17 protein-coding genes and 1 tRNA gene are annotated in these 17,647 nt (G+C 65.3%); 11 read left to right on the top strand and 7 right to left on the bottom strand.

Annotation, left to right across the window (positions count from 1 at the left end; genetic code table 11):
* Positions 1-147: 147 nt before the first annotated feature.
* Positions 148-3,231: an ATP-binding protein gene (locus RIB52_RS08630; protein WP_350174953.1), complete on the bottom strand. Its 3,084-nt coding sequence runs from the start codon at positions 3,229-3,231 to the stop codon at positions 148-150.
* A gap of 168 nt (positions 3,232-3,399) precedes the next feature.
* On the opposite strand from RIB52_RS08630, the gene RIB52_RS08625 reads away from it, so the two are divergent.
* The 3 genes from RIB52_RS08625 to RIB52_RS08615 all read left to right on the top strand — a co-directional run bounded on the left by RIB52_RS08625 (position 3,400) and on the right by RIB52_RS08615 (position 6,060).
* Positions 3,400-4,077 carry an energy transducer TonB gene (locus RIB52_RS08625; protein ID WP_350174951.1) on the top strand — a complete coding sequence of 226 codons (678 nt, stop codon included), beginning with the start codon at positions 3,400-3,402 and terminating at the stop codon, positions 4,075-4,077.
* Between the two features lie 100 nt (positions 4,078-4,177).
* Complete coding sequence (locus RIB52_RS08620) at positions 4,178-5,242, top strand: mannose-1-phosphate guanylyltransferase (RefSeq protein ID WP_350175299.1); 1,065 nt, start codon at positions 4,178-4,180, stop codon at positions 5,240-5,242.
* On the top strand, positions 5,239-6,060 hold the full coding sequence (locus RIB52_RS08615) for a class I mannose-6-phosphate isomerase (RefSeq protein WP_502879502.1): 822 nt from the start codon (positions 5,239-5,241) through the stop codon (positions 6,058-6,060). The genes RIB52_RS08620 and RIB52_RS08615 overlap by 4 nt, the downstream gene beginning before the upstream one ends.
* Before the next feature lie 6 nt (positions 6,061-6,066).
* On the opposite strand, the gene RIB52_RS08610 is transcribed toward RIB52_RS08615, so the two are convergent.
* From RIB52_RS08610 to RIB52_RS08600, 3 genes are read right to left on the bottom strand one after another with little or no spacing between them, the layout of a single operon-like run.
* Complete coding sequence (locus RIB52_RS08610) at positions 6,067-6,363, bottom strand: polyhydroxyalkanoic acid system family protein (protein WP_350175297.1); 297 nt, start codon at positions 6,361-6,363, stop codon at positions 6,067-6,069.
* A 10-nt stretch (positions 6,364-6,373) separates the two neighbouring features.
* Positions 6,374-7,189: a hypothetical protein gene (locus RIB52_RS08605; protein ID WP_350174949.1), complete on the bottom strand. Its 816-nt coding sequence runs from the start codon at positions 7,187-7,189 to the stop codon at positions 6,374-6,376.
* Complete coding sequence (locus tag RIB52_RS08600) at positions 7,189-8,421, bottom strand: toxic anion resistance protein (RefSeq protein ID WP_350174947.1); 1,233 nt, start codon at positions 8,419-8,421, stop codon at positions 7,189-7,191. The genes RIB52_RS08605 and RIB52_RS08600 overlap by 1 nt, the downstream gene beginning before the upstream one ends.
* A 197-nt stretch (positions 8,422-8,618) precedes the next feature.
* Here RIB52_RS08600 and RIB52_RS08595 point away from each other — a divergent pair, with 197 nt between their 5' ends.
* Positions 8,619-10,175, top strand: a complete 1,557-nt coding sequence (locus RIB52_RS08595; protein WP_350174945.1) for a TIGR00341 family protein — start codon at positions 8,619-8,621, stop codon at positions 10,173-10,175.
* A gap of 10 nt (positions 10,176-10,185) precedes the next feature.
* Here the strand turns inward: RIB52_RS08595 and RIB52_RS08590 are convergent, their stop codons facing one another.
* Positions 10,186-11,934 carry a fatty acyl-AMP ligase gene (locus RIB52_RS08590; RefSeq protein ID WP_350174943.1) on the bottom strand — a complete coding sequence of 583 codons (1,749 nt, stop codon included), beginning with the start codon at positions 11,932-11,934 and terminating at the stop codon, positions 10,186-10,188.
* 221 nt (positions 11,935-12,155) lie between these two features.
* Between RIB52_RS08590 and RIB52_RS08585 the strand changes: the two genes are divergently transcribed.
* From RIB52_RS08585 to RIB52_RS08570, 4 genes are all read left to right on the top strand, one after another.
* Positions 12,156-12,755 carry a regulatory protein RecX gene (locus tag RIB52_RS08585; protein ID WP_350174941.1) on the top strand — a complete coding sequence of 200 codons (600 nt, stop codon included), beginning with the start codon at positions 12,156-12,158 and terminating at the stop codon, positions 12,753-12,755.
* A 20-nt stretch (positions 12,756-12,775) separates the two neighbouring features.
* The gene (locus RIB52_RS08580; RefSeq protein WP_350174939.1) at positions 12,776-13,279 is read left to right on the top strand and encodes a DUF192 domain-containing protein; all 504 of its coding nucleotides are present in this window, start codon (positions 12,776-12,778) and stop codon (positions 13,277-13,279) included.
* 62 nt (positions 13,280-13,341) lie between these two features.
* A complete protein-coding gene (locus tag RIB52_RS08575; protein WP_350174937.1) occupies positions 13,342-13,767 on the top strand; it encodes an NADH:ubiquinone oxidoreductase subunit NDUFA12 in 426 nt (141 codons plus the stop codon).
* Between the two features lie 11 nt (positions 13,768-13,778).
* The gene (locus tag RIB52_RS08570; RefSeq protein ID WP_350174935.1) at positions 13,779-14,291 is read left to right on the top strand and encodes a DUF2155 domain-containing protein; all 513 of its coding nucleotides are present in this window, start codon (positions 13,779-13,781) and stop codon (positions 14,289-14,291) included.
* Here the strand turns inward: RIB52_RS08570 and aat are convergent.
* Positions 14,219-14,947 carry a leucyl/phenylalanyl-tRNA--protein transferase gene (gene aat / locus RIB52_RS08565; protein WP_350174933.1) on the bottom strand — a complete coding sequence of 243 codons (729 nt, stop codon included), beginning with the start codon at positions 14,945-14,947 and terminating at the stop codon, positions 14,219-14,221. The genes RIB52_RS08570 and aat overlap by 73 nt on opposite strands.
* 169 nt (positions 14,948-15,116) lie before the next feature.
* On the opposite strand from aat, the gene RIB52_RS08560 reads away from it, so the two are divergent.
* Positions 15,117-15,192 (top strand) — tRNA-Trp (locus tag RIB52_RS08560).
* A gap of 142 nt (positions 15,193-15,334) precedes the next feature.
* Positions 15,335-15,484, top strand: coding sequence for a hypothetical protein (locus RIB52_RS08555; RefSeq protein WP_350174931.1), 150 nt, complete (start codon positions 15,335-15,337; stop codon positions 15,482-15,484).
* Positions 15,485-15,548: 64 nt separating this feature from the next.
* Here the strand turns inward: RIB52_RS08555 and RIB52_RS08550 are convergent, their stop codons facing one another.
* Positions 15,549-17,057, bottom strand: a complete 1,509-nt coding sequence (locus RIB52_RS08550) for an alanine/glycine:cation symporter family protein (RefSeq protein ID WP_350174929.1) — start codon at positions 17,055-17,057, stop codon at positions 15,549-15,551.
* Between the two features lie 328 nt (positions 17,058-17,385).
* Here RIB52_RS08550 and secE point away from each other — a divergent pair, with 328 nt between their 5' ends.
* Positions 17,386-17,607 carry a preprotein translocase subunit SecE gene (gene secE, locus RIB52_RS08545; RefSeq protein WP_350174927.1) on the top strand — a complete coding sequence of 74 codons (222 nt, stop codon included), beginning with the start codon at positions 17,386-17,388 and terminating at the stop codon, positions 17,605-17,607.
* The last annotated feature ends 40 nt before the right edge of the window (positions 17,608-17,647 follow it).

Genomic DNA, 17,647 nt, shown 5'->3' with positions numbered 1-17,647 from the left:
TCCGCCGCTTTCATTCCGGCAGACATGAAGCAGGGCGTGCATGAAGGCGGCTTGGGCATGTATTCGACGCGGCCAATCGGTCACTGCTGCGATCTGCCTGCCCTGCCTGCCGGGATCACGCAGGGCCAAGCCCATATGGGGTTGCCGTCAGCTCCCGGCGTTCTTGGCAGTCTTTCCCGAGGCGGTGCCGGCTTCCTCCGCTACGGCCAGCAATTCGCGCGCCAGCGATTCCCGCTGCGCGCCCGACCGTTCCATGACGAGCGCCCGCTCTAGCGCGGCGGCCTGTTTGCCAAGCCGCGCTTCGGAAAACATCGCCGCCGTCCCGGCGAGCCGGTGAAGCTTGCGCGCAAGGGCGGCGCGTGCAGGTGGTGCATCCGCATCGGGATTCGCACGGTCCCCGGCATCGGTTTCCCGATCGGAAAGCCAGCCCTGTTCGAGAGCCTCCCGCACGGCCTCCACTGCCTCGCTGCGGCGCGCGAGCCAGCGCCGCCCCAGCGCCGAAGAGCGGCCCTCGCCAGCCCGGTTGCAGGCGCCGGCATCGCCGGGCCAGGGTTCTTCAGCTTCACCGTTCGACTGCTCGCCCGGTCGGCCGCGTGGCTCCCTGCGAGCGAGGGCGGCGGGCGCCGCCTCGATTATGCGGGTCGGTAGCCAACGCTGGAGCGCACGCGCGAGGTCGGCGAACTGAACCGGCTTGGCGAGATGCGCCTGCATCCCAGCGCCGCGTGCATGGGCGACATCTTCTGCGAAAGCATTGGCGGTGAGCGCAAGGATCGGAAGCCTATCCGGTCCGATCCCCTCCGCACGGATCGCGCGCGTCGCCGCATGCCCGTCGCAGCCCGGCATCTGGACGTCCATCAGCACGAGGTCGAAAGGCCGGTCGCGCATGACAGAATCGATCACCATCGAAATCGCCTCGTGCCCGTCATGCGCAAACTCGACGGTCTGGCCGCATCTTTCGAGCATTTCGCCGACGAGCTGGCGGTTGATGTCGTGATCCTCGGCCAGCAGTATACGCGACGCTTGCGGCAGCTCAGCGGGTTCGGCCGCCGTTGTCGCGCGCTCCGACCGCTCTTCGGGCGTGGGCTCCGACCGCTCTTGAGGCGCGGCGAGCGGGGCGGGAATGGCGAGGGTAAAGCACGATCCCCGGCCTGCCGCGCTCTCGACCTCGATCCACCCGCCAAGCAATCCGGCCAACTGGCGGCTGATCGAGAGGCCGAGCCCGGTTCCCCCGAATTTCTGCGCGATATCGTTCGAGCCTTGCGTGAATGGTTGAAAGATCATCTCGAGCCGCGATTCGCTTATTCCGATGCCGCTGTCCTTCACCCGGATGCGCGCCATCCCCCGATTTACGCTATAACTTACCTCCACGCGCCCGTTCTCAGTGAATTTCACTGCATTGGCGATGAGGTTGAGCGTGATCTGCCGCAGCCGCAGCCCGTCGGTCATGATCCAGGGGCGAGAGTGCTTGTCGAAGCGGCATTCTCCCTCGCCACCGCAATTATGCTGAAACACAAGCTCGAGACCCTTCTTTTCCGCGCTCGGACGGTGCAGGGCCGCGCAGTCGGACAAAGTGCCATGCAGATCGACCGGCGCATGGTCGATCGCGATCTCGCCGGCCTCGATCCTGGACAGGTCGAGGATGTCATTGAGAAGCAGCATCATGGAGCGGCCGGATTCGACGATCAGGCTGGCCTGTCGGCGCTGCTCGGGATCGAGATCACCCTGCAGCATGAGCTCGGCAAAACCGAGCACGCCGTTCATCGGGGTGCGGATCTCGTGGCTCATATTTGCAAGGAATTCCGACTTGGCCCGTGCCGCTTCCTCCGCCTTGTGACGGGCCCCCTCCAGCAGCCTCTCCAGTTCGACCCGTTCGGTCACGTCGCGTGCGGCGACCACTATTCCCACGCGTTCCCCGCCAGGGGAAGCCATCGCGATCGTGCAATCGGCTTCGATGAAGACCGGCGTTCCGTCCTGCGCGTCAAGCTGGCGTCGATAGGTGAATTTCTCGCGCTCGGACTGTCCGCCGGCCAATCGCTCAAGCGCCGCTGAAACCGACTCTCGCTCATTTTGATGAAGCAGGGCCGCGACCGGCCGGTCGATGAGATCATCCGGACGAACCCCGAGCACCTCGCGCACCGAGGGCGAGGCATAGGTGCACGCACCACCGAGATCGTAACGCAGCACTGCATCGGCGATATTCCCCGTCAACAGCTCGAGCTTTTCCTTGCCCGTCTCAAGTTCCTCCATCATCCGGTCGCGCCCGGCAAGGATAGCGGCGAATGGCAGGCCGGTGAGAAAAATCGCTGCCACGAAGGTTTGGACGTAAAGAACTTGGTCCGAGACCGCAGGCGTCGATGCGACGATCGGACCTTTCCCCGCGAAGGTCATGCCGCAGGCCACCCCTGCGACTGCGGTAATGTAAAGCGCCGTGCCGAGACTGCCGAGGCGAAAGGCATGGAACAGCGTGATCGGCGGGATCAGGAATAGCAGCGGGTAAAACGGCTGGCCGAACACCACTACAGTGCAGGCCGTTCCGGTGGCTAGGATACCGGCAAAACGAACGATAGCCGACCACGAGAAATCGCCGCTATCCGATCCGGGGCTTTTTTCGACGGGTTGCGCGCGATTGTCAGCCCTGTCGGTGGTACGCCGCGCAAGCGCATCGTGAAGCAGCAGCACGGCCGGCACGAGAACGACCATGCCCGTAGCGTGGGAAAGAAACCAGGCCATCGCCCCCTCGTGCCCCGCCCCTGCGCCGCGACCCATGACAAGAGACGCAAGCACGGCCGAGACAACCGGTCCGACCAGTCCCCCCGCCACGATAAAGCGGGCGAGGTGGCCAAGCCGGTCCATGTCGGGCCGGTCACCGCAGCCGCGCCGCGCGAGCCAGGTGACCACCGCAACCTCGACAAGGTTTGCGAGCGTATGAATCCATGCCGTGGCGATCGCGCTGCCATGTACCAGCTGCGCCGCAATGTGTGCCGCAGCAAAAGAGGCGAGGAAGGCGGTTTCGTTCGAAAGGCGGGCACGCAAGAGAAAGGCGACGCAAAGAGCATTGGGCAGCCAGGCGAAACCTGCGATCGTGCCAACGCGCGCGGTTGCCAGGCTCCCCGCAGTGACGGCAAAGAAGGCCAGCGCGCCCAGCAACGCGCCGGACACGCTCGCCCGATCGAGCCGCCCCACAGCCGGGAAGCGGGCCTCTGCCGGGGCCGGGGCCGGGGCGTTCGTCACTTTCTTTGCCCGCGCGTTCGATCGCAATCCATCGCCCTATGCTATAGGAGACGGTGCAGGAATGCGGGCCTAACCCGCTCCGAAGTGGAGGCAACCGGGAGCTACGGGGCCATAATGGCCGAGTTTTTACACCGCGATGGAGGGCAAAGACGGCGATTGCGCTGGCCGTTGCTGGTCGCGATAGCGCTGGGCCATCTCGGAGCCCTGTATCTGCTCGGAAAGCTTCTCGCGCCCGATCTTACCGGTGGCATCGAGCGCGAGGTTGTTGCCGCCTTTTCGCTCGAGGCGCCTCCGCGCCCTCCGCCTCCGCCTCCGCCCGAAAACGAACCTGAGCCCGACGAAGGCGCGCAAGGGTCGCCGGGCAAGGAGGCGATTCCGCAACCGGTGACAGCGCCCGAGCCGGAAATCGCGCTGCCGCGTCCCAGCCCGGCTCCGCAAGCATCCTCGACCGGCGCGGCGGATCGGTCCGGCGCCCGTGAAAGCGGTAACGGGACGGGCGCTGCCGGAGGCGGGCCGGGAACCGGCTCTGGCAATCGGGGAGGCGGTCGCGGCGGCGTCGCGGTCACGCGGCCGGTGCACATATCGGGACGAATCGACGATGCCCGCGATTATCCCGTACCCCCGGGCGGTCGGCAGGCACGACGCGGGACAGAAGTTATCGTGCGCGTGATAGTCGGCCGGGACGGGCGGGCGCGCGACTGCTCCGTCTATCGCGCCAGTCCGGACCCACAGGCCGATGCGATCACCTGCCGTCTCGTAGAGGAACGGCTCCGCTTCCGCCCAGCCCAGGATGCGGCCGGCAACGCGGTGGCTGCCCCGTTCTACTGGCGCCAGCGCTGGTTCTGAGCACCGCCTGTCCGCCTCGCTGCGCCGCTGTGCCGATTTCTGCAGGAGACGGTGACTCCGCTCTGGCTTCGCCGGTCCACGGTGCTATGGCTCTGGCATGATGACCGCGCGCGGCCACGTCCATCCCGTCATCCTTTGCGGCGGCAGCGGCACGCGGCTATGGCCGACAAGCCGCACGATAAGGCCGAAACCCTTCCTGCCGCTCGTAGGCTCGCGGACACTTTTCGAGGCGGCCCAGGACCGCGTCAGCGACCGAACACGCTTCGCGCCGCCGATCGTCGTTGCCGGGACGCAGCATTGCGACCTGATCGAAGCGCAGGCGCGCGGCGACCATCGCATTGTCGTTGAGCCGCAGGGGAAGAACACCGCGCCGGCCATCGCCCTTGCTGCAGCTCTGCTTGATCCGTACGACGTGATGCTTGTCTGCCCGAGCGATCATCACATTGCAGACGAGGCGGCTTTCGCCGCCGCAGCGCAGGCCGCTGCAACGCTCGCGCGGGAAGATTGGCTGGTCTCCTTCGGCATCGCGCCCGATCGGCCCGAAACTGGTTATGGCTATCTTCATCGCGGCGAGGAACTGCCCGGCGGCTATCGCATTGCCCGTTTCGTCGAGAAGCCCGATCTTGGCACGGCCAGGGCCTATCTCGCGACCGGCGAATACAGCTGGAACGGCGGCATCTTCGCGTTCCGGGCAGGACACTATCTCGCCGAACTGGCCCGCCACAGGCCCGAAATGGCTCGCCTCGTCGGTGAGGCGGTCGCGCAGGGACGCAAAGATGGATCCCGCTTCCTCGCGGCGCACGAGCCCTTTTCCCGGATCGAAGGCGATTCCGTCGATTACGCCGTGATGGAGAACACGGACCATGCGGCGATGGTCCCTGCGGACATGGGCTGGTCCGATATCGGTAACTGGGCTGCGCTTGCCGATGCGCTCGCCGGCGAGCCCGGCCTGCCCGACGAGAACGGTAATGTCGCACGCGGTCCCGCCGATCTCGACGGCTGCAGCCGCGTGCTGGCAATGAGCGACGGGCCGCGCATCTCTGTCGTCGGCCTAGAGGATGTCTGCATCGTAGTCGCCGGGGATGAGGTGCTCGTCACCACCCGGGAGGGAGCGCAGCGCGTCGGCAAGCTGCCCGGAGCGACGAGCCAGGGGAAAGCGCGGTGACCGGCCATGCGACGGGCGCGGTGCGGCAGCTCCCCACCCGCATGGTGGAAAAGGTCTGGGGCCGCGACCTCCTGCCTGCGCCCTTCACTGCAGCGGCGGATGCCCGGATCGGCGAAATCTGGTTCGAGCCCCCGCCCGAATTGCCGCAAGTGCTGGTCAAATACCTGTTCACTTCCGAAAAGCTCTCGGTTCAGGTCCACCCGAGCGATGCCGATGCCCTGCCGGGCGAGGCGGGCAAGGAAGAATGCTGGCTGGTTCTGGAAGCCGAGCCGGGTGCGAATCTCGCGATCGGTTTCCGCGAGACGGTCACGCCCGAACGGATGGCGGCGGCCGCCCGCAGCGGTTCGATCGAGGAGTTGCTCGAATGGCACGAGGCGAAAGCGGGCGACATTTTCTACCTGCCCGCTGGCACGGTCCATGCGATCGGGCCGGGGCTTGCTCTGGTCGAGGTGCAGCAGGCCAGCGACACCACGTTTCGAATCTACGATTACGGACGCCCGCGCGAACTTCATCTCGAGCGCGCCGTGGCGGTGGCAAAGGGTGAGCCCTATTCGCCTGAACATCGTGGCAGCGTTGCGGAGCGGGGCGAGGCCCTGATCGACGGGCCTTTCTTCCGGCTGGACCGGATCATGGGCGCACCCTCCGATGCGATCTTCGCCTCCTATGACACGCCGCTGCTCGCCCTGCCGCTCGAAGGAGCCATCACTGCGCGCGAGGGCGAAGCGCGCGCCGGCGTGGGCGAATGCCTCGTCGCACCCGACATCGCCGCGCTCGATTTTACGGAAGCCCGGATCACCCTGCTGACCCGGGCGCGCTGAGGATCGTTACCGCAGCAGGCGCGTGCCTTCCTTCTTCATTGCGCGTTCGATCGTGCCGCGCAGGAAGGAGAGGGCAAGCGGCAGCTGCATCTCGATCGTCACGTTGTCGTCGTGGATGTCGATTGCGCCCTTTAATTCCTGCCCGACGATCGTGATGACCATGTCCATGTGATCTTCATCGCGCCAGTTCGTGTCGAGATCCGCCATGCCGGGCGGGAAGAAATGCGCGATTTCGTGATGGCGCTCATGCAGACGGCGACGCACTTCCTCGCGGCCGAGCTGGTGGGGTAGCGATACGCGCATCAATGCTCTTTCAGGACTTCGATTTTTCGCGGGTTGCAAGCGAGGGGGATGGCAGCGGGGTTCCGCTCGTTGCGGGATCGCCGCGCATGTCGGCGAGCAGTTCGTCGCCGCCATAGCGATAGTCGAGATAGCGCGATTTGACCGCAAGATCGTCCAGCGCGCCTTCGGCAAGGCGCCGCGTGACCCGGTCGACCTCGTCCGACAGGCGCGTCAGGCTTTCGGTGAGGCGCTCGTCCGCAGTCTTGCCGGCATGTTCCTCGCCACGCAGATGTTGCGGGATCTTGCAATAATTCTCGATCGTCTCGGGGATGTATTCTCCGACCAGTTCGCGCACTTCGCCAAAGGCCGAATGGTCGTTATCGATCGTATCCAGCTGCAGCCCGAGCGCGTCGAGTTGGACGCCCAGCTGGTCGACCACCCGTGCGGCGGGCGCTGGCAGGGCAGCGCGCTGGGCCTCGAGCCAAAGCTCGGTGCGCTCGACCATCTGTTGCGGGCTGCCTTGTTTCAGTTCGCTGCGCGTGGGCGGTTTCGGGGTCGGGGCGAGCGCGAACACACCCACCGCTACGATCACCGCGAGCGCAAGCGCCATGATGCCCCAAAAGCCGATACCGCCGACGATCGCACCGACCACGCCTGTGGCGACGAAGATCGCGACGAGCGCCGCCGCGAGATAGGCACCGCGGCGGATGAGATGCTTCATTTTGGCCTGCGCGCTGCCCTTGCCGATGCTTCTCGCGGGGCGATGTGTCCCGCCCTCGCGCTGCAGCGCAAGCGAGGTTTTCGCTTCCTTGAGTATCCGGTCGGAGTCGCGTGACGTGTCGACCATCAGCTATCCAGCGAGAGCAGCGACGGGTCGCTGGAGACCTTGGCTTGAGCCTGCGCCTGGCCTTCGGCGCGGGCGATGTAGCCCTTCGACTTCTCGACCTCGTCGGACAGCACGGTGACCGTCTGCTTCATCGAATCGAGCGCGCGAACCTTGAAATCGTCGACCTCGTCCATCGTGTCGTAGATGTTCTGGAAGGCGCGCTGGAGCGTCTCCAGCGGGATCGTACTGGAGGCCGCCTGTTCGTGGATTTGACCGGTCTGTTCGCGCAGCAGGGTGCTGGTCGAATCGATGATGTCGCTGGTGGTCTGGTTGAGCGAGGTGATCTGCTGCAGCACCAGTTTCTGGTTGGTCATCGCCTGCGCCACCGTCACCGCCGTGCGCAGCGCGCTGACCGTGGTGGTGCTGGCGCGGTCGACGCCCTTGACCAGCTCGACATTGTTCTTCTTGACGAGGTCCAGCGCGAGGTAGCCCTGCACGCTGACCGCCATCTGGGTGAGCAGGTCCTGCGTGCGCTGGCGGACATAGAACAGCGCCGATTCGCGCAGCGCCTTCGCCTTTTCCGGATCGCTCGCATCGAGCTCGTTCGCCTTAGCCTCGAGCCGCGCATCGAGCGTCTTGGCGATATGGATCATCTGCTCAAGCTCGCCCATCGCCTCCCACAGCTTGGCGCGCTCGGTGTCGATCGCGGCATTGTCGAGGTGGAGCTCCTTCTTGCCCGATTCGAGCCGTTCGAGGATCGCCTGAATATGGCCCTGCGCACTCGTGTAGCTGTCAAAGTAGTTCTTGAGCCGGTTCCCGAAAGGAATGATGCCGAACAGCTTGCGCGGGGCGAGCAGCTTTTCCTTGCGGCCGGGATCGAGGTCTTCGACCGTGCGGCGCAGTTCGGCGAGGTCCTTGCCCACGCTGCTGTCCTCGTCCATCGCCCGCACCGGTCGGTCGAGGAACCGATTGGAATGGCCCGCCGCCGCGCGGATCTGTTCCTGGCCCATGCGCGTGATCTGGTCGACCTTCTCGCCGAATTCGGGCGAATTGGCATCCGCCGAGACAAGGTCGGCGACGAAGGATTCGACCTTCTGGTCGAGCTTCGATTTCTGCTCCGAGGAGACGGGCACGAGCCCCGCAGCCTTTTCCGGCGCGACCTGCGGGACGGGATCGGGCGGGGTGAGTTCGAAATCGGTCGCGGCCTTGGTCGCGGTCGCGATATTCGTTCCGGGGTTTTCCTGCGTGCTCATGCGGCGTCTCGTGCTCCCTCGATGCCGCTCTTGTTCGCGGCGCTCGCCTTGCTCACTGTATTAGTAATCTAAAACACGTTGTTCAAGGCGCTGCCAGAGTAGCGGCATGCGAGGGGGTGCGTCCATCGCTTTGACGGCGGGAAGGCTGGCGCAGGGACCAAAATGCGCTAGGGATGCCTGCCGGAGGGAGCTTTGCCATGACCGACAACGCCGGCCCGGTCGATCCGCGCGGAACCGAACGGCCGTCAGGGGCTCCGACTCCGGCTGAAGGCGGCATGGCCGGGATTGCCCGGAGCATCCGGCGCTGGTGGCTGACCGATGTCGTCGGTGCGGTCGACCAGGTCCAGGTCATAGCCGACCGGCGCGAGGAATGCCTGCTGTCCGAACGCTATCTCTTCATGATCGCGATGAGCGCGGGGATCGCGGTCGTCGGACTGCTGCAGTCCTCAACCGCCGTCGTCATCGGTGCGATGCTGCTTTCGCCGCTGATGGGACCCATCATGGGGCTGGGCTTTGCGCTCGCGATCGGGGATTTTCACTGGCTCAAGCAGAGCGCGCGCAGCCTTTCCTGGGGTACGGCGCTGGCGATCCTGTTGTGCGCGGCGATTGTCTATGTCTCGCCGATCAAGACGATCACGCCCGAAATCGCCGCACGGACCGAGCCGACCCTGTTCGATCTCTTGGTCGCGCTGTTTTCGGGCATGGCGGGTGCTTATGCGATGATTCGCGGGCGGGCGGGCACGATCGTGGGGGTCGCCATCGCCACCGCGCTGATGCCGCCGATCGCGACGATCGGTTTCGGCCTTGCGACCTTGAACGGCACGGTCTTCTGGGGCGCGCTGCTGCTGTTCGTCACCAACCTCATCACCATCGCCCTGACCGCCTGGGCCATGGCACGGCTTTACGGGTTTCGCACCCGCCTGTCGGAACGCCAGACACAGGCGCAGAACTTCGCCGTCGTACTGGTTTTCGTCATGCTCGCCATACCGCTCGGCTTCTCGCTTCAGCAGATTGCCTGGGAAGCCAATGCGCAGCGCATCGTACGATCCGAGATCGAGGAAACCTTCGACCCGCGCTCCGAGGTCTTCGCGCTCGAAACCGATCTCAAGAGCGAACCCATAGCCGTCGCCGCAACTGTCTTCACCCCGTCGGTCAGGCCGCAGGCCGAACTCGATATCGAGCGCGCGCTGGCGAAGCGGCTCGGCAAGCCGGTGGAACTGACGCTGGTGCAGGACGAGGTCGGCAGCAATGCGGGCGCTGCCGAGCAGGCGCAGCTTTCCGCCGCGCGCGAACGCGAGGAGGCGGCTGCGCGGGCCCGGGCGGATGCCTTGGCCCTGAGGCTCGCACTGGTCGCCGGGGTCGGCGAAGACGATGTGACGATTGACCGTACGCGCCGCCGCGCGGTGGTCCGTGCACGCCCGCTCGAAGGGGCGAATGTCGCCACCTATCGCGCGCTCGAGGCGCGGATCAGTGATACCGAGCAGGACTGGACGATCGAGGTCATCCCGCCTGCGGCGGCGCTGCCGACCGGCTTCGCCTTCAATGAAGAGGGCCTGCCCACGCCGACGGCGCGGCGCGCGCTCGAAGCCCTCGCCTGGGCGGCAGGACGCATCGACCTGCCCGTGGTGCTGGTCGGCAATGGCGAGGATGCCGAGCGGGTCCGAGCCTTCCTCGCCGAACGCGGCATCACCGTCGAGCTACGGGAGGAACGCGGCGAGCTGCGTGCCGAATGGGGCGCGGTTCCGACCGAATGAGGCAGGCATCTCAGGCGGCGAGCTTGAGCGGGACGATCTCGCCCGACAGGTAGAGCTTCTTCGCCTTGGCGCGGCTGAGCTTGCCCGAAGATGTGCGCGGCAGCGTTCGTGGAGGAACCAGTTCGACCACGCAGCTCATGCCCGTGACGGACCGCACCTTGTCGGCGATCAGTTCGCGCAGACGGATCCGTTCGGCCGGGTCGGAGACGCGGCAATGGACCAGGACTGCAGGCGCTTCCTCGCCGGTATCGGTTTCGATCGCGAAAGCGGCGATGTCGCCGTGATTGAATCCCGGCAGCTGTTCGACCGCCCATTCGATGTCCTGCGGCCAGTGGTTCTTGCCGTTGATGATGATCATGTCCTTCGCCCGCCCGACGATGAACAGATAGCCGTTCGCCATGTAACCCATGTCTCCGGTGTCGAGCCATGCATCGCCATTGTCGTCGGCGACGAGGCAGGCATTGGTGGCCTCCTCGTTGCGGAAATAGGAATGCATGACGCTGGGGCCGCGGCACCAGACCTTGCCGATGCGATGATCGGCGCGCGGTTTGCCGTCCTCGCCGCGGATTTCGACCTCCATGTCGGGCAGCGCCTTGCCGCAATTGACGATCGCGCGATACCGGGCAGGGCGCGAAATGTCGCGCGGTGCGCCCGATAGACGCTCTTCCTCGACCAGTTCGACACGGATGCCTTCGCCCGGCGGCATCACCGTAACGGCAAGCACCGCTTCGGCAAGACCATAGGACGGAGTAAAGGCCGATGCCTTGAACCCCGCATCGGCGAAAGCGTTAACGAAGCTCTGCATCACGTCAGGCCGGATCATATCCGCGCCATTGCCCGCGACTCGCCATCGCGAAAGGTCGAATCGCTCGGCGACGTTCGACTGGCTCGAGATGCGCCGCGCACAGATGTCGTAACCGAAGGTCGGCGAATAGGAGAGCGTGTTGCCCGGATTGCGGCTTATCATGTCGAGCCAGGCGAGCGGCCTGCGGGCGAAGGCATCGGGTTTCAGAAAATCGCCCGAGACTTGATTCGCGATCAGCGACAGGAAGCAGCCGACCAGCCCCATGTCGTGATACCATGGCAGCCAGCTGACGCAGCGGTCGTTTTCGCCCAGGTGCATAGTGGTCGAATGGCCGAAGAGATTGTGCAGAAGCGCCTTGTGCGTAACCGCTACCCCGGTCGGAAAACGCGTCGAGCCCGAGGAGTATTGCAAATAGCAGATATCCTCAGCATCCGCGGTCGGCAGGTCGCATCCGGGCGCCTCGGCCTTTGCGAAATCCTGCCAGCTCATCGCATCGCAACCCTGCCGCGCAGCGGCTGCACCCGCCATTTCGGCGATTTCGGCGGGATAGAGCAGCAGCGCCGGATCCGCGCTCGAGAGTTGCACCGCGAGCTGTTCGATATAGTTTTCCCTGCCCCCGAACGTCGTCGGCAGGGGCAGTGGCACCGGCCAGGCCCCGGCATAGACGCAGGCGCAGAACAGGGCCGCGAAATCGGGGCCGGTTTCCGCGATCAGCGCGACGCGGTCGGCCTTGCCGATCCCGGCGGCGACCAGCCTGCGGGCCATGACGAGCGCGTCCTCGCGCATTTCGGAATAGGGATAGACCCGCTCCAGCTGGCCGCGCATATCGTGGAAATTGAGGCCTTTCGCACTTTTCGCGGCGTAGTCGATCGCCTCGGCGAAGGTTGCGAAATCCGCGCGGCGGCGCGGCAAGTCGCAATCGTTCGGCGTCGGCTTCAAGACGGCGTCGGTCATGGTCCCTCGCGATACCCGTTATCTGCTACGCGGCTCTTGCGCGCGATATCGTGCCCGTTCATGTTCCGGGTCGACCCCCCGGATGTTCCAATCCAGACTGCCCCATTTGATAAGGACTGTGGCACGAATAAGGCGAAATGGTTTCACCCCCCGATCAAGCGTCACAGCGCCGTAGCGCGAAAACCGCCGAACGCAAGGGGCGCGCGGCGAATTCCGGACATGTGCGCAAGGCTAGGCGCAGGGCTCCGCTGGATGCGGAAACCCTGCGCGATCTCGCGCTCTCCTATGCCGCGCGCTACGCCACGACCGGCGCGAAGCTCGAGGCCTATCTCGCCCGCAAGCTCCGTGAGCGCGGGATCGCCGAGGATGGCGAGGGGCGGGCGGTCGAGCTCGATGTGGGCGCGCTCGTCGCCCGGCTGGTGGAACTCGGCTATGTCGACGACGACGCTTTTGCGCGTGCTCGCTCGCGCGATTTGACGGCACGCGGTTATGGTGCGCGGAGGGTCGAACAGGCGCTTTGGGCGGCCGGGGTGGACGAGCAGGCCCGCGAGGATCATGCCCCGGGCGAGGCCCGGCGTCGCCGCGCGGCGATGCTGATGGCGAGGAAACGCGGCTTCGGCCCCTATGCCCGGATCGAGACAGCCGAAGCCGAAGGCGAACCCGCCCCGCCGCTCGATCCTGCGCGGCGTGAAAAGCAGATTGCGGCGATGTTGCGGGCGGGCCATGACTACGATCATGTCCTGAAGGTGTTCGAGGCGAGGGCGCGCGCCGATCTCGAGGATTGGGTGGCCGAAGCCGAAGAGGAAGATAACGCACCATGATAACCGCCGCTTTCAAGCGCTTGCCCCTTGCGGGACTGCTTCTCGGGATAGCCGCGGCCTGCTCGCCGGTGCAAAGCGCCGAACAGCCCGCGCCCGCCGCCACCGCCGACGAGAAGGCAGCCCCGCCCGCGCGTCACCCCGCCTCGGGCCTCCCGCTGATCGAGGTCGCGATATTGCGCGGCGATCGGCGCATCACCTTCGAGACCGAAGTCGCCAACACCCCCCAGGCTCAGGCGCGCGGCATGATGTTCCGCACCGAAATGGGCGATGACGAGGCGATGCTGTTCCCCTCCGAACGGCCGATGCAGCGCAATTTCTGGATGAAGAACACACCCCTGCCGCTCGATATCATCTTCATCGGCGTCGACGGGCGGATCAGCAATATCGAGCAGGGCGTGCCCTACGAGCTCGAATCGGTCGGCTCGGAAGGGCTAGCGAGCGCCGTGCTAGAGATTCGCGGCGGGCTTTCGGAGGAACTCGGCATCGTGGCCGGGGACCGGGTCGAATATGACTGGCCGGAATGAATGACCCGGCATCCGACAGTCCCGCTTGAAGGCGGTGCGGTTTCGCAGTAACCGCGCAGGTTATGGGACTTCTCTCCAAGATCTTCACGTGGTGGGACGGCGCGACGATCGGCACCCACTTCTGGGCGAGCCGCGTGGGCGCCGAACATGTCGGCACCGATGCCGAGGGCAACACGTATTACCGCGCCAGGCCCAAGCATCTGGAGGGCCGCACCGACGGCTCTTATACCAGCCGCGAAAAGCGCTGGGTCATTTATGCCGGCAGCAACGATGCGAGCCGCGTGCCGAGCGAATGGCACGGCTGGCTCCACGGCGCCTTCGACGATATTCCCGAAAGCCACCTGCCTCCGCCAAAGATCTGGGAGGCGGATTACACCCCCAATCTCACCGGCACGGCGCAGGCTTATCGCCCGCAGGGCGCGCTCGAGCGCGGGGGACGACGCGCACCGGCCGACGGGGATTACGAAGCGTGGAGTCCCGAGGGCTGAGGGACGGGTCGATGCGCGCTTTCCTTGTTGCGACTCTCGCCTCGCTTGCGCTGTTTCCGGCCGCGTGTTCCGAGAGCGAGGATGCTCCAGGCGGTGAAGCTCAGCCGGAGCGAGGAGAAGCAAACGCGTCCGAGGCGATACCCGATGCGTCCGCCGATGCGCTGGTCGGGGCGACACCGAATGACGAGCGCGTCGCAACGCTCGGCCTGCTCAACAAGCGCAACAACCTGTCCGAAGATATCCAGCTGAGCCCCGGCGAATCGATCGAGGTCGGTCCCGTCATCCTGCGCCTCGCCACCTGCGAGCGCACTCCGCCGTGGGAAATGCCGCAGGAGACCGGGGCCTTCGTGCAGGTAGACGTGCTCGAAAGGGGACAGAGCGAGCACAGCCGGATCTTTTCCGGCTGGCTGTTCAAGCAATCCCCCAGCCTCAATGTGGTCGAACACCCGATCTACGATGTCTGGGTCAAGGAATGCGCGATGCGCTTCCCCGGGGAAGATGCCTCTGGTGATTCCGAAGGCTGATCGCCCAGCACGAAATGCCGCCACGCCGAACCGAGGCTCGAGCGTGGTTCGCCCCTTGCGGCCGCGACGAGACGCATATAGCTCGCCTGGGTGATCTCGTGAGCGCCCATGCTGGCGAGGTGGTCGGTCATGAACTGGCAGTCCAGCAGCGCGAAGCCCGCCTGCCGCAACACGGCGACGAGCCAGCACAGGGCAACCTTGCTCGCATTGTCTGTTCGGCTGAACATGCTTTCCCCGCAGAACACCCGGTCGAACGTGACGCCGTAGAGCCCGCCGACGAGACGTTCCCCGCCGTCTTCACCTTCGCGCGCCCAGCATTCGATCGAATGGGCATGCCCTGCCTGGTGGAGTCCGCAATAGGATTGCACGATCCGTTCGCTGATCCAGGTTTCCGGATGGCCCGGCCGCGGTTCGGCACAGGCGCGCACGACTTCCTCGAAACAGCGATTGACCGTGATCGCGAAAGCATCGCGGCGCAGGACCTTGCGCATGCTTTTCGAGACGTGAAGGGCGTCGAGTGGCAGGATCGCGCGGTCGCGCGGCTCGACCCAGAAGATGTCGAGATCGTCGCGCCGGTCGGCCATCGGGAATATCCCGCTGCGATAGGCCAGCAGGAGCGTCTCGACCGGGATGGGGGCGCGTATGGGGGAGTGCATGATCTTCGGACCAGTTTAGCAGCTTGGCTGTATCGTTCCAGCAACGTTTCCCGCAGCCCGCGCGTTCCCCTTGTATCGGTTGCCACGCCTTCTATCCGTCGCGCCCGCTGTTTGCGTGCCATAGGTGTTGCCTATCGCTCGGGGCTGGGATAGAGCCCGCGGTCCCTGCAGGGGTGTAGCTCAGCTGGTAGAGCATCGGTCTCCAAAACCGAGGGCCACGGGTTCGAATCCTGTCACCCCTGCCACTTTCTTTTTCCGCTCAATCCGCCATCCGTCCCCTCACCGGTGCATTGCCGCGTCGGACGGAACTGTCGGAACGATAGTCAGCGGCCCCTGTTGGTTATGCGACGCGAAAGCAACGCAAACGAAAACAGGGAGAAGAACGCCATGACAGCTGTTCGAATCCATACGAGCGCCCCCGATCGCTGGAGCAATCCGCGGCCCCATACCGACGCGGCGCTGCGCCGCGCGAAGCACGGCCCGATCCGGCCGATGCACGAGCCGGGCTGGCTTGAAAAACTGTTCGGCATGGCCTGACCAAGGTCCGGCCTCACGAAATCGAGCGCCCGGCTTCCCGGAAAGGAGCCGGGCGCTTTTGCGTTCAATACTCCTCCGGCTCTTCCGGCGTGTCCGCGGCATGGGTGTGTCCGGCATCCTTCACACCCTGCGAAAGCTTGAAGACGACGCCCGACAGCAACAGCAGCGCGGCGAGATTGGGAAGCATCATCGAGGCATTGGCGATGTCGCCGAGCCGCCAGACGAAATCGGATTTCTGGCTCGCCCCGAGCACGATGACGACGCACCAGCCCACGCGCCAGGCGAGGTGGAGCGTCTTTTCGCCGCTGCGGGTAGAGCCGGGGATTCGATCGTAGATGAATGTGATCGCCCGCTCGCCGTAATAGCTCCAGGTGAGTAGGGTGGTGAAGACGAACAGGATCAGCACCAGGCTCACGATCAGCGTGCCGAGCGGGATGCCGCCGATGGCGAACGGCAGCGCCGCAGCAAAGGAACCGGAGGTCATCGCGAAGGGTTCGAGGTCCGATTGCCAGGAATAAGCGACCGCTTCGCCCCCGCCGGTGAAATCGCCCTGCACGGTTAGGATCACCAGCGCCGTCATGGTGCACACGACGATCGTGTCTATGAACGTGCCGAGCATCGCCATGCGGCCCTGCTGTTCGGGGTCCTCGGTCTGGGCGACGGCATGGGCGATGGGGGTCGATCCCTGCCCCGCCTCGTTCGAGAACAGCCCGCGCGCCACGCCGGCGCGGATCGCGAGGATCAGCAGCGCGCCGGCGAATCCGCCGGTTGCCGCCGCCGGATTGAAGGCGCTGTGGAAGATGAGGCCGAAGGTCGCGGGAAGCGACGGCGCGTTCAGCGCCAGCACGAGGATAGCGAGCAGGATGTAGAGCCCCGCCATGAAGGGGATGACTTTTTCCGCCACGCTGCCGATCGACTTGATCCCGCCGATGATGACGATGAACACCGCCAACGCGACGATGGAGCCGCCGATGATCTCGGTCAGGCCGAACAGCTCCTTGAGCCCGTCGGCGACGGCATTGGCCTGGATCGCATTGCCCGTCACCAGCGCCGTGAACAGCAGGAGGATGCAGAACAGCACTGCGAGCCAGGTCCATTTCGGTCCAAGCCCCATCATGATGTAGGTCATCGGTCCGCCGCGATAGACCCCGTCGCTGGTGCGTTCGCGGAACCGGATCGCGAGGCTGCCCTCCGCAAAAGCGAGTGCCATGCCGATGAGCGCGGTGATCCACATCCAGAAGATCGCGCCCGGTCCGCCGAGCGCAAGCGCCGAGGCGACACCGGCAAGGTTCCCGGTCCCGACCTGTCCCGAAAGCGCTGTCGACAAAGCGGCGAAGGGGCTGATCTCACCGGCCCCTTCGCCCTTGCGACTCCTGAAGAGGCCTGCAAACGCGGCGGGCACCTTGAGGATCGGATAGAATTTCAGCCCGATCATCATGTAAAGACCGGCGCCGAGCAGCAGGATCGCCATCGGCGGGAAGGGGAGGATGTCGGCTCCGTCCCATTGTCCGCCCCACATGAAATCGGCAATGTTGGTGACCAGCGCGAGCGCCGGGTCGGATTGTGCAGCCATTGGCGGCGGCTCCCCTGAAAGAATCCGGTGCGGATTGTATCCCCTGTGCGGTGCGGCCCCCCCGGCCTCGCATCACTTCGACACGCTAGGGCCGCGCAGCCCGCGTGGCTAGCCCCAATGTTGCAGTGCGGTGTCAACGAGGCGGAAGCGCATGCCTGCGCTTGCCTTTGGCGCAAGAGGCGCGTATGCGGGAGCCGAATTCTCCGACATCGGTAGCTTCCAAGACCCTCCGGCGACCTTGTCCCGGACGGCGCGGAAACCTACCTCGCAGTCTTTCGGGAAGCGGGCCGCTCCGCTTCCCATATCTAATGATCGAGGCACCTTTCCCATGGCCGAACAGAAGACCGAGCCGAAAAAGCGCAAGACGAGCATTGCCGAATTCGTCAACCAGGTCCGTACGGAAACCTCCAAGGTCGTGTGGCCGACGCGCGAGGAGACGGTGCGCACCGCGATCTTCGTGTTTATCATGACGCTTTTACTCTCGCTCTTTTTCCTCGGCATAGACAGCGCTTTCAACGCGGTCGTCAATTTCCTCCTGACGCTCGCCTGATCGCGCGGCGGGACCACAACAGCAAACGCACAGATCCAAG

The organism is Erythrobacter sp., from assembly GCF_040217515.1.
Classification (GTDB): domain Bacteria; phylum Pseudomonadota; class Alphaproteobacteria; order Sphingomonadales; family Sphingomonadaceae; genus Erythrobacter.
Note: the sequence above shows the minus strand (reverse complement) of the source record. Positions and strands in the feature narration are given on the sequence as shown.

What these genes read in the sequence shown, in the direction of transcription:
- RIB52_RS08620 (WP_350175299.1), top strand. Translation starts at nt 4,178, where the DNA reads ATGACCGCGCGCGGCCACGTCCATCCCGTCATCCTTTGCGGCGGCAGC.
- RIB52_RS08610 (WP_350175297.1), bottom strand. Translation starts at nt 6,363, where the DNA reads ATGCGCGTATCGCTACCCCACCAGCTCGGCCGCGAGGAAGTGCGTCGC.
- RIB52_RS08605 (WP_350174949.1), bottom strand. Translation starts at nt 7,189, where the DNA reads ATGGTCGACACGTCACGCGACTCCGACCGGATACTCAAGGAAGCGAAA.
- RIB52_RS08600 (WP_350174947.1), bottom strand. Translation starts at nt 8,421, where the DNA reads ATGAGCACGCAGGAAAACCCCGGAACGAATATCGCGACCGCGACCAAG.
- RIB52_RS08595 (WP_350174945.1), top strand. Translation starts at nt 8,619, where the DNA reads ATGACCGACAACGCCGGCCCGGTCGATCCGCGCGGAACCGAACGGCCG.
- RIB52_RS08590 (WP_350174943.1), bottom strand. Translation starts at nt 11,934, where the DNA reads ATGACCGACGCCGTCTTGAAGCCGACGCCGAACGATTGCGACTTGCCG.
- RIB52_RS08575 (WP_350174937.1), top strand. Translation starts at nt 13,342, where the DNA reads ATGGGACTTCTCTCCAAGATCTTCACGTGGTGGGACGGCGCGACGATC.
- RIB52_RS08570 (WP_350174935.1), top strand. Translation starts at nt 13,779, where the DNA reads ATGCGCGCTTTCCTTGTTGCGACTCTCGCCTCGCTTGCGCTGTTTCCG.
- aat (WP_350174933.1), bottom strand. Translation starts at nt 14,947, where the DNA reads ATGCACTCCCCCATACGCGCCCCCATCCCGGTCGAGACGCTCCTGCTG.
- RIB52_RS08555 (WP_350174931.1), top strand. Translation starts at nt 15,335, where the DNA reads ATGACAGCTGTTCGAATCCATACGAGCGCCCCCGATCGCTGGAGCAAT.
- RIB52_RS08550 (WP_350174929.1), bottom strand. Translation starts at nt 17,057, where the DNA reads ATGGCTGCACAATCCGACCCGGCGCTCGCGCTGGTCACCAACATTGCC.
- secE (WP_350174927.1), top strand. Translation starts at nt 17,386, where the DNA reads ATGGCCGAACAGAAGACCGAGCCGAAAAAGCGCAAGACGAGCATTGCC.